This is a genomic window from Myxococcus eversor (assembly GCF_010894455.1).
GTDB lineage: Bacteria > Myxococcota > Myxococcia > Myxococcales > Myxococcaceae > Myxococcus > Myxococcus eversor.
Window position 1 is genome coordinate 73,000 of the sequence record NZ_JAAIXY010000008.1, and the last position, 15,425, is coordinate 88,424.

A 15,425-nucleotide genomic window follows, 5' to 3' on the forward strand; every position below is an offset into this window, starting at 1 on the left:
TCAGTCCATCGTCCCGGGCCGCCGGCCGCGTGCCCGGTCCAGCAGTGCCTGCACGGCGCCTGCCACTTCCTGGTGTGCTCCCAACATCGACTCCCTGTCGTCCGCGTCGAAGCCCGGCTCCAGATGGCGCGTCAGCGGCTCTCCCACCCACTGCGTCATCTTCACGGGGAAGGGCAGCGACAGCGGCCACACCCCCGTCGCGCCCAGCCCCAGCCACAGCGGCATCCGCGACGGCATCCCCACGCGCCGCCCCAGCGCGTACCCGTCATTGAGGCCCACGTAGGCGTCATCCATGCCGCTGCCCCCCACGGGGACAATCGGCAGCCGGTAGCGCACCGCCAGCCGCAGGTAGCCCAGCCGCTCGCCCCAGCTCACCCGGTAGCGATGCCGGAAGCTGCGACAGCCCTCGCGCGTGCCACCGGGTTGCAACAGCACGTGCTCGCCTCGCGCCACCGCCTCCGCCAGCCGTGGGTCGTCTCCGGTGACGAAGCCCAGCCCGTCCACCACCGCGCGCATGCCGGGGATGCGGTCGAACGCGCCATGCGCCACGCCGTGCGGCAGGTAGCCCAGGTGCTCGTGCAGCGTCACCGTCAGCATGCACAGGTCCACCGCGAGGGGACGCCCGTGATAGCCGACGATGAGCTTGGCCCCCGGACGCAGCAGCGGCTCCAGGTTCACCACCTCGTAGCGGTGGTAGCGCCGCAGCCACCCGAAGGCACCCAGCCACGCGGCGAGCGGGAGTCCGCCCGCGCGCTTCATCTTCCCACCTGGTACAGCACCGCGCCGTGCGCCACGCCCGCGCCCACGCCCACCATGAGGATGCGGTCCCCGGCCTTCACCGGACGGGTGCGCAACAGCCGGTCCAGGCTCGTGGGCAGCGACGCGGAGCCCACGCTCCCCACCGTGTCCACCACGCGCACCCCGCGCTCCTGCTCCACGCCCATCGCATCCAGGACCGCTTCCAACATCCTCCCGTTGGGCTGATGCGTCAGCACCCACTCCACGTCGCGCAGCTCCACCCGGGCCTCCTCCAGCACCGTGCGAGCGGCGCGCAAGAGCGCGTCCAACGCCACGCGCGTCATCGCCTTGTTGGGCGTCAGGAAGCGCATCCGCTCCGGCCTGCCCGTCACGTGAGGGTTCTCCAGCACCACGTCCGCGGGCAGCGTGCCGTCGTTGCCCAGCGCCACGCCCAGCACGCCTTCGCCCGGACGTCCGGCCCCGAGCACCGCGGCGGCGGCGGCGTCTCCCAGCACCAGGTAGGGCCTGGGGTCTTCCGGCGTCGTCGTGCGCGACAACAGCTCCACGGAGACGATGCCCACCGGCCCCAGCCCCGTCGCCACCGAGCGCGCCGCGAGGTCGAACGCGCTCAAGAAGCCCATGCACGCGTTGCTCAGGTCCATCGCGTCGCAGCTGCCCGACAGGCCCAGCGCCGCCGCCACCCGGTTCGCCGTGGCGGGCGTGGTGAGGTCGCCCCCCATGGACGAGACGCAGAAGATGCGCCGCAGCGCCTTCGCCTCCAGCCCCGCCGCCTCCAGCGCGCCGCGCAGCACCTGCGCCGCCACGTCCGCTGAAGTCGTCCCCGGCGGCGCGAAGTGCCGCGTGCGGATGCCCGTCTTGAGCAGCACCTCCGTGGCGTCGCGGCCCACGCGCGCGCACAGCGCTTCCGTCGTCACCGCCGGGCCCGGCTGCAGGCTCGCGGTCCCCAGGATTCGCACGGGAATCATGCCGCCTGCTGTCCCCCACAGCGCCGCCCATGGGGACCGCAGTGCAGGCGCATCTGCTGCCAGTGGGCCTGCAGCTCCGTGAGCTTCGAGGCCAGCGCTTCATCCGACGCGGCGCGCTTCAGGATGTCTCGCGCCTTGCTGAACTCCATCGCCGTCCGCAGCGGTGTGTCCGCTGACCGGATGTCGTAACTCACGTCCGCCATCGAGCTCTCCGCATCACCGCTGTGATGCAACAGCAACACACCGCTGGCAATCAGGTCCAGCGCCCTGGACACGGGATTGAGACCCGCGAGGAAGCGGCCCACGCGTGACTCCGGCATCCAGGCGGTTTCACGCATGCCGAAGGGGAAGATGTTGCTGGAGAACACGAGGTCCGCGCCCGCGCTCACCAGCACGCTCGCGGGCACCATGCTGGTGAAGGCGCCGTCCACGTAGCGTGCGGGAGGCACCAGCGTGGGGGCCCAGAGTCCAGGCGCGGAGCCACTCGCACGCACTCCGCGTGCCACGGGGCCCCGCTCCAGCGCCACGCACTCGCCGCTCGTCAGGTCCGTCGCGACCGGCAGGAAGCGGATGGGCAGCTCCTCCAGCCCCACGTCGCCCAAATCCTGAGTCACCAGATGCTCCAGCGAGTACGTGGAGACGACCGCCGCCATCGCCGCCAGCGACAGCCGGTGGCTCATGGCCCGCTCCTCCAGCCGGTGCAGCCCCTCGAGGCCGCTGTGTCCATCCAGCGCGGTGCCGCAGAAGTACGCCCCCACGAGCGAACCCATGCTGGAGCCGCTGATGAAGTCCACCGGCACGCGGTGCTCCACCAGCCAGCGCAAGATGTGCACGTGGTAGAAGCCCCACACGCCGCCGCCGCTGAGCGCCAGCCCCACGCGACGGTGGGTGATGGCCCGGGCCCAGCGTGACAGCGCGTCCCGCTCGGCGGGGCTCAGGCCCACCTCCTTCAGCGGCCTCGCATCCACCACCAGCGAAGCCAGCCGTCGCAGGTCCACCCGCAGGCGACAAGGTGGCAGGACGTGGGCATCCTCGCGCGGGCCCGTGTACGCCCGGCCTCGCAGCTCCGGTTCCCGCGTCGGATTCCTCGGGTCGATGACCACCGTGGGCAGCACGCGGTGCTTGCCGGAGCGCGAGACGCGGGTGTCCTCGTGGCGTGTCACCAGCCGCACGTGCTTGTCCACCAGCGGCGCGTCGCCCTCCACCCGGCAGCCGTCGAGGAAGACGTAGTGGGGGTCGTGCTCCCGGGCCAGCTCGCGCAGCCGCTCCACGCTCAGGCGTCCCGGCGCGCCCGGCTCGGGCGCTGGCACCGTGGCGCGCAGCACGCCGTCCGCGCCCTTCACCGGCAGCTCGTCCGAGCCCGGCTCCGCGGTGCGCACCAGCAACACCCTGTCCTTGAAGTCGTGGGTGATGACCTTGGCCACCAGCTCGATGAGCCGCGACAGGGGCGTGTCTCGCACCTCGCTCGCGAACGTCACCACCTCCACGTTCGGCAGCGGGTCCTCTTGTTTCGGTGGCTCGGCGTGAGCCAGCAGCCGCTTCAGGTCCTGTCTCAGCCCCGCGCGCGCCTGGACGAGCGTCCACACGCCGTCGCGTGGAAAGAAGAGGCCCTTGCAGGACGTCGCCGCGCGCGCCGTGACGGAGTAGTGGCCGCCCATCAGCGCCTCGAATCCCAGCGGTGTTCCAGGGCGCAGTGTCAGCAGCAATTCGCCGTCACGGTGTGCCTCCAGCTCTCCTTCCAGCAGCAGGAAGAAGCCGTGGGCCTCCTGGCCTTCCTCGCACAGCACCGTGTCCTTGGCCCATGTGACATCCCAGGCCACATCCAACATCTGGAGCAGGACGGTGTTGCTGGTGTGCCGCAGGGCGGGAGCGCGCTTGAGTGCGTACAGCCGACGACGCTGGACGTCGAGGGGCATGGAGCGGGCCATCAATCACCGGAGGATAGCGAACCCTCCGGCTTGGGATATTGGGTCGTATCGGCCCCGCCACGTGGCTCAGGCCGGCTGCGGACGCGGCGGCTCGTTGGGCGGTGGTGTCCCTCCGCCATCGGGCCGTGCGTGTTCGTGCCGCTTGAGAAGACGGGAGCGCGCGGACTCCACCACCGCGTACAGCACGGGGATGAAGATGAGGTTGACGAAGGTCGACAGCAACATGCCGCCGAAGACGGTGGTCCCCAGCGACTTGCGCGCCGCCGCGCCCGCGCCTGACGCGAGCACCAGCGGTATCACGCCCATGAGGAACGCGAAGGACGTCATCAGGATGGGACGCAGGCGCGTGCGCGCGGACTCAATCGCGGACTCCGTCACGCTCTTGCCCTGGTGACGCAGTTGCTCGGCGAACTCGACGATGAGGATGGCGTTCTTGCTGGACAGGCCCACCAGCATCACCAGTCCCACCTGGCAGAAGACGTCGTTCTGCAGCCCGCGCAGGTTCTGGAACCCGAGCGCGCCCAGCATGGCCACCGGCACCCCGAGGAGGATGACGAAGGGCAAGGCGAAGCTCTCGTACTGCGCGGAGAGGACCAGGAACACGAAGATGATGCCGAGCGCGAAGATGATGAGCACGCGCCCGCCCGCCTCCTTCTGCTCCAGCGACAGGCCCGTCCACTCGAAGGTGTACCCCTCCGACAGCACCTCTCGCGCCGCGCTCTCCATGGCATCCAGGGACTGGCCGCTGCTGGAGCCGGGGGCCGCCTGGCCGTTCAATTCCGCGGAGCGATACAGGTTGTAGTGCTGGATGTTCTGCGCGCTGGTGATGGGTTTGATGCGCACCAGGGCCTCCAGCGGCACCATCTCCCCGCCCGCCGAGCGGACATACAGCGCGCCGATGTCGTTGGGCACGCTGCGGAAGGGCATCGCCGCCTGCACGTACACGCGATACACGCGATTTGAGAAAGTGAAGTCGTTGACGTACTGGCTACCCAGGTACACCTGTAGCGTGGAGAAAAGTGCGTCCAGGGGCACACCCAGCGACAGCGCCTTCTCGCGGTCCACCTCGATGTCGAGCAGCGGCGTGTTCGCGGTGAAGGAGGAGAACACCCCGCGCAGCACCGGAGACTGGTTGGCCTTGCCCACCAGCGCCTCCGTCGTCTTCGCCAGGTCCGCCAGCGAGCGGCCTCCCTGCTGGTCCTCCAGGATGAACTCGAAGCCGCCCACGCTGCCCACGCCGCGGATGGCCGGCGGCTGGAAGGGCAGTACGCGCGCGCCGCCAATGGCCATGAGCGGACCGCGCAGCCGCTCAATCAGGCCCGCCACGCTCGACTCGCGCGTCTTGCGCTCGTCCCAGGGCTTCAGGTTGACGAAGAGGGTGCCGTAGTTGGCGCCGGTGCCCAGCAGCGAGAAGCCGCCCACGGTGAAGATGTCCACCGTTTCGGGCTGCTTCTTCAGCACGTCCTCCGTCTGGAGCAGCACCCGCCGCGTATAGTCGAGCGACGTGCCCTCCGGGCCCTGCACGGCGATGATGATGTAGCCCTGGTCCTCGTCCGGGATGAAGCCGGAGGGCGTGGACCGGTACACCAGCACCGTTCCGACGAGGCACAGGCCGAACACCGCGATGACCGGCCACTTCAAGGGACCGATGAGCTTCTCCAGGAGCCGGCTGTAGCCGTCGCGGAAGCGGTCCAGGCCCTTGTCGAACTGGCGGAACACCTTCCACTTCTGGCCCTCCTGGGGCTTGAGCAGCCGGGCGCACAGGGCGGGGGAGAGCGTCAGCGCCACCAGCGCGGAGAGGCTGATGGAGAAGGCGAGGGTGAGCGCGAACTGGCGGTAGATGGAGCCGGTGGTGCCTGGGAAGAAGGATACCGGGACGAACACCGCGGAGAGCACCAGGGCGATGGCCACCACGGCGCCGGCCACCTGGCGCATGCCTCGCTGGGTGGCCTCGCGCGGCGAGAGGCCCTCCTCCATGGTGCGCTCCACGTTCTCGATGACGACGATGGCGTCGTCGACGACGAGGCCCGTGGCCAGCGTGAGGCCGAAGAGGGTGAGGGTGTTGAGCGAGAAGCCGAGCGCGTTGACGAAGAGGAAGGTGCCAATCAATGACACCGGCAGCGTGGTGGCGACCACCAGCACGCTGCGCCAGCCGTGCAGGAAGATGAAGATGACCAGCACGACGAGGAGCACGGCCTCGCCCAGCGTGATGAGCACCTCTTCAATCGACGCCTGCACCGCGACGGTGGTGTCGAAGGCGGCCTGGTAGTCCATGCCCGGAGGGAAGCTCGCCTTCAGGCGGTTGAGCTCCGTGACGACGCCGTCGCGCACCTGCAGCGCGTTGGAGCCCGGGAGCTGGAAGATGCCCAGACCCACGGCGTCCCGGCCGTTGAAGCGCAACAGCTGCGAGTAGTCCTCCGCGCCCAGCTCCGCCCGGCCCACGTCCCGCACCCGCACCAGCGAGCCGTCCTGGCCCCGCTGCACCACGATGGCCCCGAACTGCTCCGGCGTGGCGAGCTGTCCCTGGACCTGCAGCGTGAACTGGTAGTTCTGCCCCGGAGGCGCCGGCGCCTGGCCCACCTTCCCCGCGCCCACCTGCACGTTCTGCGTGCTCAGCGCCGCGACGACGTCCGAGGCCTGCAGCCCGCGCCGCGCCAGCTCCGTCGGGTCCAGCCACAGCCGCATCGCGAAGCGCCGCTCGCCGAAGATGCGCACGTCGCCCACGCCCTTCACTCGCAGGAGCGCGTCGCGGATGTAGACGTCCGCGTAGTTGCTCAGGAAGCCCGTGTCGTAGCGGCCCTCCGCGTCGAACAGGCCAAAGGCCATGAGCAACTGCGTCTGCGCCTTGTTGACGGTGATGCCCAGCGCGTTGACGGCGGCGGGGAGCTGCGGCGCCGCGGTGGACACGCGGTTCTGCACGTCCACCGCCGCGATGTCCAAATCCCGGCCCTGGTCGAACGTCACGGTGATGGCGCTCGCCCCCGTGTTGCTGCTGGTGGAGGAGATGTAGCGCATCCCCTGGACGCCGTTGAGCTGGCGCTCCAGCACCGTCGTCACGGCGCTCTCCACCGTCTCCGCCGACGCGCCGATGTACGTCGACGTCACCTGCACTTCCGGCAGCGACAGGTCCGGATATTGCTCAATGGGCAGGGACGGGATGCTGATGGCCCCCGTCAGCGTGATGAGGATGGACAGCACGCTGGCGAAGATGGGCCTGCGGATGAAGAAGTCAGTGAACATGCCGTCCTCTCACTGGCCCGCGTCGGAGGCGCCGCCCACGCCCTGGCCCTCGGGCTTCGCGGGCGTGGGTTTGATGGGCTGGCCATCGCGCAGCAACTGCAATCCGGTCACCACGACCTGCGCTCCCGCGTCCAGCCCTCCCGTCACCTCGTAGTCGTTGCCCGTGACGTCGCCCACCTCCAGCGGCGTGCGGCGGGCGACAGTGCCTCCGTCGGCGCTGCCCACCACGTACACGAAGGACTGGCTGCTGATTTGCGTCACCGCGACGATGGGCACGATGAGGGCCTCGCGCGCCGCGTACACCACGCGCACGCGCACCAACTGGCCGGCGCGCAGCTTCCCCGTGTTCTCGAAGGCGGCCTTCACCTCCACCAACTGCGTCGTCGAGGCGGGCGTCGGCGCCACGAAGAAGGCGGGCGCGGACACCACCACCTTGCCGTCCGCGTCCAGCACCTCCACCGGCGTCTTCCCCACCTGCACGCGCAGGGCGCGGTCCACCGGCACCTGCACGGAGAGCTCCAATACCTTGCTCTGGTCCAGCGAGGTGAGCCGCGTCTGCGGCGTCACGTAGTCGCCCACCTTCACCGGGATGTCTCCCACCACGCCATCGAAGGGCGCGCTCACCTCGTAGAAGCCGAGCTGCACGCGCTGCGACTGGATTTGCGCTTCAATCGCCCGCGCGCTCGCCTCCGCCTGCTGCGCCTGCGCCACCGCCTGGTCATAGTCCTGGCGGCTCTGGAGCCCCTCCTTGAGGAGCTGCGCGCTGCGCTTGCGGGTGCTCCGGGCGAACTCGCGCTGCGCCAGCGCCGACGCACGCTGGGCCTGGGTGGCGCGCAGCCCCGCCGCCTCCCGACGCGGGTCCACCACCAGCAGCACCTCGTTACGCTGCGCTCGCGAGCCGGGCCGCACCGGAATCGCCTGCACGTAGCCGGCGACCTGGGGATAGATGGAGATGCTGCTGCGGGAGATGAGCGTGCCCACGTACTCGCCCGCGTCCTGCACCTCGCCGGGTGCCAGCGCCAGCGTCTGCACGGGCAGGGCGGTGCCCGCGCCCGCCTGACCGCCCTGGGGACCGTCCGCGTCCTTCGAGCCCTTGCACCCCGCCAGCGCCAGGGCCACCGCCCACCCCGCGCCCCATGTCCTCACCAGTCGCATGCCGCCTCCGCAAGGAATGCCTCGACGCGCGCCTGCTCCAACTGGAACTCGCGCACCACCAGCGCCAGCTCCGCTTGTCGCAACTGCGCCGCCGTCTGGATGAGCTCCAGGCTGGTGCCCGTGCCCACCTCGAAACTGCGTCGGGTGAGCCTGTCGTTCTCCTCGGCCAGCACCCGCTCGTGCGAGGAGATGTCCCGCGAGGCCTGGGAGACCTCCACCCCGCGTCGCGCCTGCGTGACTTCCACCGTGACGGAGCGCTCCAGTTCCACCACCTGCTGGCGCGCGATTTCCGCCTCCGCGCGGGCCTGTCGCAGCAACCCCTCGCGCGCCCCGCCGTCCCAGAAGGGCAGGAGCAGGTTGGCGCCGATGTTCCAGATGGGCACGTTCACGAAGTCGTCCGTCACCGTGAGGGCAATCGTCGTGCTCGTCAGGGATATCGAGGGCGCGTACTGCGCCTTCACCGAGCTGACCTGCCGCTGCGCCACCTTGAAGCGCGAGCGCGCCGCCGCCAGGTCCGAGCGCCCCTCCAGCTCCTGGAGCTGGCGACAGTCCTTCCTCGCGCTCTGGAGCAGTTCGTCCACGCGCACGCCCTTGGCCAGGCCCACCGCCTGCGGCAGGCCCAGGGCGAGCCCGAGCGCCTCGCGCGCCTGTCGCAAGTCCTCGTCACCCGTCACCACGAGCGCCCGCGCGGACTCGGTGTCCTGCTTCACGCGCACCACGTCCAGCTTGGTGCCCGCGCCCAAATCCAACCGGCGCTGCGCGAGCGCGAGCCGCTCCAGGGCGGTGCGCAGGTTGACGCGGTTGACCTCGGCCAGTCGCTCCTGCGCGGCCACCTGCACCAGCGCCCGCGCGAGCGAGGCACTGAGCTGACGCCGCGTCTCCGCGAGCGACCACCCCGCGGCGCGCTGGGCCTCGCGCGCCGTGCGCCGCTGGTCGATGGCCTGCAGGTCGAACAGCGGCACGGACGCGGAGAGGATTCCGGCGAAGGGGGGCTGCGTGGGGGTCAGGGTGCTTCCCGTCCCCGACCCCGTGCCTCCGAGTCCGCCACTGATGCCGCCGCTGATGCTGTCGCCCGTTCCGCCGATGAAGGTCGTCGACTCGGGGTCCAGCACGTTGTACTGCACGCCCACCGTGCCGGTGATGACGGGCAGCAGGCCCGCCAGGGCGACTCGCGCCTGTCCCGCCGCGGACTCCACCTGGGCCAGCGCCGTCCTCAAATCGGTGGACCGCTGCCGCACCAGGTTCAGCGCCTCTTCCCAGGACTTCACCTGGATGGGCGCGGGCGGCATGGGTGTCAGGAGCGGGTCCGACACCTCGGGCTGTGGTGCCGCGGGTGGCTCTTCGCTCGTCTCCGTGGCTTCGTCGTCGGGCTCCTGGACGGGCGCATCCTGTCGCTGAGAGGAGGTGCTCGACGCCCGTGACGGCGCTCCAGGGGGCTTCGCGAGTGTGCCCTGTCCTGGGGTCGACGGTGGCCTGGGCGCGCCGGGATTCTGGATGGGCAGCACCTTGGGCGCGCCGTGTCCCTGGGTCCGCTGTCGCACGGCGGTCGGCGGTCTGGCCTGGGCGAGCGGCACCCCTGGCTCGGAGCCAGGGTGCGAGAGGAGGAGGGCGAGCAGCAGGGCGTTCATATCGGGTGCCCTGAGGTAGGGGAGGCACCCGATACCGGCCACGTACCCCAGGGCCGGTCCACGCCTGTCGGACAGAAGGGACGAGAGGCTGCTCAGCAGTGGATGGAGCGTGCGGGGCTTGCGTTCGCCGCGTGGCTGCCGCTCAGCGGCCCTGTTTGAGCATGGACAGACGCTGCTTCGCCGCGCGGCTCTGCGGGTCGAAGCGCAGCGCGTCCTCGAGCTGCTCCTTGCCCTTCTCCACTTGTCCCTGGACGACATACAGGTCGGCCAGACGGACGAGCGCGTCGGCGTTGTAGGGCTGCAAATCCAACGCCCGCTCGAACTCGCGGATGGCGGTGGGCAGGTCCTTCCGGCGCACGGCGAGCTGCCCCAGCATGATGTGCGGCTGCACGAGCCCGGAGGTCTCCGGCCGCGACGCCAGCGCCTCCACGGCCGCGGTGCCGCGCGTGTCGCCGAAGCTCGCCAGCGTCAGCGCCGCGGACTGGCGCACCCACGTGGAGCCATCCTGGAGCAGCGCCGCCAGGTCCTCCGTGGCCTCCTTGCCACCCACGGCGCCCAGCGCATCGATGACGTCCGCGCGCAGCACGCTGTCCTGCGTTCCCTTTAGCGCGGCGCGCAGGGCCGGCACGGCCTCTTTCTTGTACCGACGCCCGAGCACCTTCGCCGCCACGCCGCGCAGCGACGCCGCCTCCTTCGAGTCGGCGAGCACGGCCTCCAGCGCGGGCCGGCTGGTGTCCGCCGTCTTGTCATCGAAGGCATCCGCCAGGCGCACGCGCCGCTCCTGCCGCTTCGCGGAGTCCGGCCACAGTTTCGTCAGGGCCTGGTCCATGGCCTCGGGCGTCTGTTTCGTGTGGCAGGTGTTGCAGGCATTGGGGATGGCGTGGCGCGTGGTGTTCCCGGGCGCGGGCACGTCGAGCGCGTGGTCCGCGAACTTGTCGAGCACGCCGGAGACGACGGGCGGCATGTGACAGGCCAGGCAGTCCTGCGCGGCGCGGCCGGTGTGCTGGGTGTGTTTCGTGCCCGCGGCGAACAGGTCCGCGTGGCATTGCTGACAGGTGGCCGAGCCCACCGAGATTTTCGCGGCGGTCTTCTCCGGAAGGTTCAGCTCGTTGGGGGCGTGCGGCTCGTGCGGCGCGGTGTGACAGGTGAGGCAGGTGGCGCCGCCCTGGAGGTGGCACTGCGACTGGATGAGGGCCTGGTACTCGAAGCTGGAGGTGCTGGGGCGACCGTCGGTGAAGTAGTCGCCGGAGCGCTCGTTGCCCACGAAGAGGACGATGGGCTGGTAGAAGTCCTCATATTTCTGGCCGGGCTGGAAGCGGTGCGCGCCGTCGAGGATGGGGAAGAGGGGACGGCGCGGGCCATGGCACTGCGCGCACACCGCGAAGCCCAGCTCCGAGGACAGCTTCGATGGCTGGACGATGTCCTTCGGGTCCTGCGTGTCGGCGTGCCTGGCGCCGGGGCCGTGGCAGCTCTCGCACGCGACGCCCGCGTCGGTGAAGCGTGTCGTCCACGTGTGGGTCGCGCGGTCATGGCGCGCGTCGAGCCCGGTGACGTGACAGTCCAGACACGCGTGCTGTGCGCTGCGACGGAAGTTGGCCCAGAAGAACGGATGGTCCGGAGTGAGCGCGCCCTGCTTCGTCTCCGAGTAGTCCACCCACTCGCTCTTGCCGGTGACGTGGTAGTAGACGGGCAGCACCTGCCAGCGACCGTCGGCGAGCACGGTGACTGGGTCCTGCATGCGTTTGCCGCCCACCACCCACTGCACCGGGAACTCCGCGAGCTGACCGTCCGCGCCCTTCGTGCGCATGAAGTGGTGCTCGCCGTCGCGGCGCATCCACGCCTCGCTGGAGTCTCCCTTGAAGTGCGTATTCTTCCGGTAGTCGCCCACCACGAACTTCGACGTCGCCGGGGACAGCGCGCGCGAGTGCCAGCCCTTGCTCCATTCGGAGTGCTCGTCCTCGTGGCACTCACCGCACGCCTCGGCGCCGGCGTAGACACCGCGTGGCGGGTGTCCGTCCTTCACCTCCGTGGGAGGCGGCGTGGCCTGGGCCACGGGCACGGGAGCGGGCTTGGGAGGCGTGGGAGCGGAGGCGCTCGCGGTGGCCGGAGCAGCCGGCGTGCGCAGCGCGAAGGTGACTCCCGCGGCCGTGCCAATCAACGCGAGGAGGACGAGGGCGAGCAGGGCGGGACGAGCGGGGCGCATGTCGGAAGTCCCCTCAGCCTGCCCGTCGCGCCCTGTCGTGACAAGCAGGGCTCCCAGGGATGGCGGGATTGAGCCGTCCTCCCAGGTTGGACCGTCCGTCACCCCGCCCCGCGTGCGAGCAGCGGGGCGGGAGCGAGCGGTGTGTCGCTACTCCTTGGGCTCGTAGTACTTCACCGGTCCGGAGAGCCACACGGTGGTGCCCTCCGTGCGCTCCAGCAGTTCGTCCGCCAGCTTGCTCCAGTCCTCGTAGGGGCCCACGACCTCCAGGCTGGAGGGCACGTAGCCGAGGAACTTCTGGGGGCCCACCGCGCGGACCGTCGCGGAGGGCGCGCGGTACGGGCCTTCGTTGTGGAAGCCGTAGAGGCCCCAGGTCTTCCAGGAGCGGCTCAGCGCGTCGTAGCGCAGCGGTGCGCAGCTCGTCTCGGCGATTCGCGCGGCGTCCGTGTCGCTCTCACCCGAGCAGACCTGGAGGCTGTCACCGAGCTTCACGTCCTCGAGCGGGCAGGACACCTGGAGGGAGTGCTTGCAGTGGCCGATGGGCTCGGGCGCGCCGCGCTCGCTCCAGAAGGCCTGGACGAAGGCCGCCGAGCCCGTCGGGTCCTCCCACTGGATGGACTCACCCAGGCCCTGGAGCCGGACCCAGGGGACGGAGGTGCGCTGGACGAGCTCCTCCGCCAGTCGCTCCTTCTCCCACGTGTGTCCGATGGGCTCCAGCTTGAAGGGGACGAACCCCACGTAGCCTCCCGACTCCAGGGGAGCCAGGGTTCCGGCGCCGTCGAGCGTGACGCCTCCGCCCGTCGAGCCACCCGGACGTCCCGCGACACCGCCGCCGGTTCCCGAATCATTCCTCGCCTGGTCGCAGAGGTTGGTACAGGCGTTCGGGGCGTCCTTCTTGGCCTCCTCCACGTTCTCCGTGGAGCAGCCCGTGGCGAACTTGAAGTTGGTGACGGTGGGCGGAGGGCAATGACAGGGGATTTCCCATGTGAACTTGCAATACGGCTCGAATCCCTTCGGAGGCTCGCCAGTTCCGTTGGACGCAAATCCGATGACGCCCCCGAAGGTGCGCGCCTGGGCCGGCGTGCTCCAGGTGACGACGCTCAGGGTGGCCAGGAGCCCGAGCAATGAAATCCTCGACGTGAAACGAATCAGGCGCGGCTGAGGAAACATGAGTGACCTCCGTCAATGAGTTGCACCAGCAGCCTGACTGTCACTGGGATTATTCACAATGGGTGTTGATTGACTTCTCGGGGAGTAGCGTTTTGTGTCACAGGCAGGGTTGACCCTGGCGTGTCCGGGGGAGAGGCTGGCGGGCGATGCTCAAGCTCCAGTGGCTCCAGGTCCACCAGTACCGCTCCGTGAAGCCCGGCACGCGGCTGTCGTTCAGCCCGTCCTTCAACGTGTTGCTGGGCCGCAACGGCACGGGGAAGACGTTGCTCTTGGACCTCCTGGCCGCCGTCGCCAGCTCGGACTTCACGGCCATGGCACAGGAGCCCTTCGAGTTGGAGTACGCGCTGAGCGCGGACACCGGCCGAATCACGGTGCGGGTCCGAAACGTGCCCCAGGAAGGGCCCTCGGGTGCGGGGCTGTCCATGGACATCGTCGTGTCGCCACGCGACATGGCCTGGCCGCTGGTCATCCGCCGCGAGGGGCTCCAGGTCACCGTCTCGCGCGAGGGTGACACCTCGCTCGTCGTCCAGGAGCGACTGGCCCCCGAGGTCGCCGGCCGGCTGTGGCTGGTCCTCATGTCCGGAGGCATCGCCTGGGTGGAGAAGACGGGCGAGGGCGCGGCCACGGTGGAGCCGCTCTTGGCCATGGCCCGTGAGGTGTCGGCGCTGGCGGGGCTGTGCCGCTTCGACGAGGGGCTGGCCTACTTCGAGCATCTCTATCAAGTCGAGCTGCGCCTCTCCCGCAGGGCGGAGGGCGTGCTGGCCACGGGCACGGGGCTCGCGTCGGAGGTGCTGTTGGACGGCCTGCGTCGGCTGGCGGCGGCGCAGTGGGGCTCCGCGCGCTACGTCGTCCCGTCGGACGCGGTGCCCTTCCTGCGCGACGCGGCGCGGCTGCTCGGCTTCACCTCCGCGGAGGCCACCCTCGTCCCCATGGAGGCACCGCCCGCGGGCAAGTACGAGTCCCTCACGCTCGGGGGCCTGGAGCTGGACTTCCTGGGGCCCGGGGGCACGCGGGTGTCCGCGCGTCAGCTGGGGCATGGCCAGAAGCGCCTGCTCGCCCTCCAGCACTACCTGGCCCGGGCGCGCGCGGTGGTTGTCGTGGACGAGGTGGCCCACTCGCTCCACCCCCAGTTGGTGCGGGCCAGCGTCGAGCCGCTCAAGGGGCGGCAGAGCTTCTTCACCAGTCAGAGCCCCGTGTTGATGGACCTGCTCGTCTTCGAGTCCGCCGAGCACGTGCGCGGAAGCCTGGTGGTGTGTCGTCGGGAGGAGGCCACGGGGCTGTTGACGTGGGAGGACCCGTCGCCGGAGGCCGCCGAACGACTGTTCACCGCGAGCGCCGCCACGCCAGGCCAGACAGGGGCCCTGCTCCAGGCCCAGGGGCTCTGGTAACCCAGGCACGTCCGTTCTCCCGTGGGAGTCCGCGAGTCGACAGCCGGCGCACCGCGGCATGACTGTTGCCATGTCGCGTCACGGGCTGGCCTATCCTGCGGGGAGTGGGGAGGGAACCGCCATGCCGATGCTGTCCGTGAATGGAACTGAGTTGCATTACGAGGATACGGGAGGCTCTGGAGAGCCCATCCTGTTCAGCCATGGGTTGTTGTGGAGCACGCGGTTGTTCGACCCCCAGGTGGATGCGTTGCGGGGGCGCTATCGCTGCATCGCGTATGACCACCGGGGGCAGGGCCGCAGCGCGGTGCCCGACGTGAGCACCATCGACATGGAAACGCTGTACCTGGACGCGGTGGGGCTGATGGAGAAGTTGGACCTGGGGCCTTGTCACTTCGTCGGTCTGTCGATGGGGGGCTTCATCGGCATGCGCATCGCCGCGCGCCGGCCGGAGCTGCTGCGTTCGCTCAGCCTGCTGGAGACTTCGGCGGACCCGGAGCCGCTGGCCAACGTGCCGCGCTACACGCTGCTCAACCTCATCGCCCGGATGGCGGGGCTGCGGCCGGTGGTGGACGCGGTGATGCGCATCATGTTCGGCCGGACGTTCCTGTCGGACCCGAACCGGGCGGAGGAGCGGGCGCTGTGGCGGGCGCGCCTCCTGGAGAACCGGCGGGACATCTGGCGCGCGGTGAACGGCGTCATCCGCCGCAACGCGGTGTCGCACGAGGTGCCGAACATCCGCGTGCCCACGCTCATCGTCGTGGGAGAGGAGGACGTGGCCACCGTCCCCGCGAAGGCCGAGCGACTCCACCAGTTGATTCCGGGCTCGAGGCTGTCGCGGCTGCCAAGAGGAGGCCACTCGTCCACGGTGGAGGAGCCCGCGCTCGTCAACGCCGCGCTCGGCTCCTTCCTGGAGTCGCTGGAGCGCTCGCCCGTGCCGTCCTCGCGGGCGGGGTGAAGCGCCGAGGCAGTCGCGGGTGAGGCCGCCCGTGGTC

At 70.2% G+C, this 15,425-nt stretch carries 10 protein-coding genes; 2 read left to right on the top strand and 8 right to left on the bottom strand.

Annotated features, from left to right (window positions below; translation table 11 throughout):
- The 8 genes from G4D83_RS17655 to G4D83_RS17690 form a co-directional block, all read right to left on the bottom strand.
- A complete protein-coding gene (locus G4D83_RS17655) occupies positions 1–759 on the bottom strand; it encodes a lysophospholipid acyltransferase family protein (RefSeq protein WP_163865941.1) in 759 nt (252 codons plus the stop codon).
- Positions 756–1,724, bottom strand: coding sequence for a 3-oxoacyl-ACP synthase III family protein (locus G4D83_RS17660; protein WP_163865942.1), 969 nt, complete (start codon positions 1,722–1,724; stop codon positions 756–758). Before G4D83_RS17660 ends, G4D83_RS17655 begins: the two co-directional genes overlap by 4 nt.
- On the bottom strand, positions 1,721–3,640 hold the full coding sequence (locus G4D83_RS17665) for a patatin-like phospholipase family protein (protein WP_163865943.1): 1,920 nt from the start codon (positions 3,638–3,640) through the stop codon (positions 1,721–1,723). Before G4D83_RS17665 ends, G4D83_RS17660 begins: the two co-directional genes overlap by 4 nt.
- A 78-nt stretch (positions 3,641–3,718) precedes the next feature.
- Positions 3,719–6,892 carry an efflux RND transporter permease subunit gene (locus G4D83_RS17670; protein WP_163865944.1) on the bottom strand — a complete coding sequence of 1,058 codons (3,174 nt, stop codon included), beginning with the start codon at positions 6,890–6,892 and terminating at the stop codon, positions 3,719–3,721.
- A gap of 9 nt (positions 6,893–6,901) precedes the next feature.
- A complete protein-coding gene (locus tag G4D83_RS17675; RefSeq protein WP_163865945.1) occupies positions 6,902–8,047 on the bottom strand; it encodes an efflux RND transporter periplasmic adaptor subunit in 1,146 nt (381 codons plus the stop codon).
- Positions 8,035–9,675, bottom strand: coding sequence for a TolC family protein (locus G4D83_RS17680; RefSeq protein WP_163865946.1), 1,641 nt, complete (start codon positions 9,673–9,675; stop codon positions 8,035–8,037). The genes G4D83_RS17675 and G4D83_RS17680 overlap by 13 nt, the downstream gene beginning before the upstream one ends.
- 142 nt (positions 9,676–9,817) lie before the next feature.
- A complete protein-coding gene (locus G4D83_RS17685) occupies positions 9,818–11,878 on the bottom strand; it encodes a HEAT repeat domain-containing protein (protein ID WP_163865947.1) in 2,061 nt (686 codons plus the stop codon).
- A gap of 147 nt (positions 11,879–12,025) precedes the next feature.
- The gene (locus tag G4D83_RS17690) at positions 12,026–13,045 is read right to left on the bottom strand and encodes a hypothetical protein (RefSeq protein WP_163865948.1); all 1,020 of its coding nucleotides are present in this window, start codon (positions 13,043–13,045) and stop codon (positions 12,026–12,028) included.
- 146 nt (positions 13,046–13,191) lie between these two features.
- Between G4D83_RS17690 and G4D83_RS17695 the strand changes: the two genes are divergently transcribed.
- Positions 13,192–14,433, top strand: a complete 1,242-nt coding sequence (locus G4D83_RS17695; protein WP_163865949.1) for an AAA family ATPase — start codon at positions 13,192–13,194, stop codon at positions 14,431–14,433.
- A gap of 121 nt (positions 14,434–14,554) precedes the next feature.
- On the top strand, positions 14,555–15,388 hold the full coding sequence (locus tag G4D83_RS17700; protein WP_163865950.1) for an alpha/beta fold hydrolase: 834 nt from the start codon (positions 14,555–14,557) through the stop codon (positions 15,386–15,388).
- Positions 15,389–15,425 lie beyond the last annotated feature (37 nt).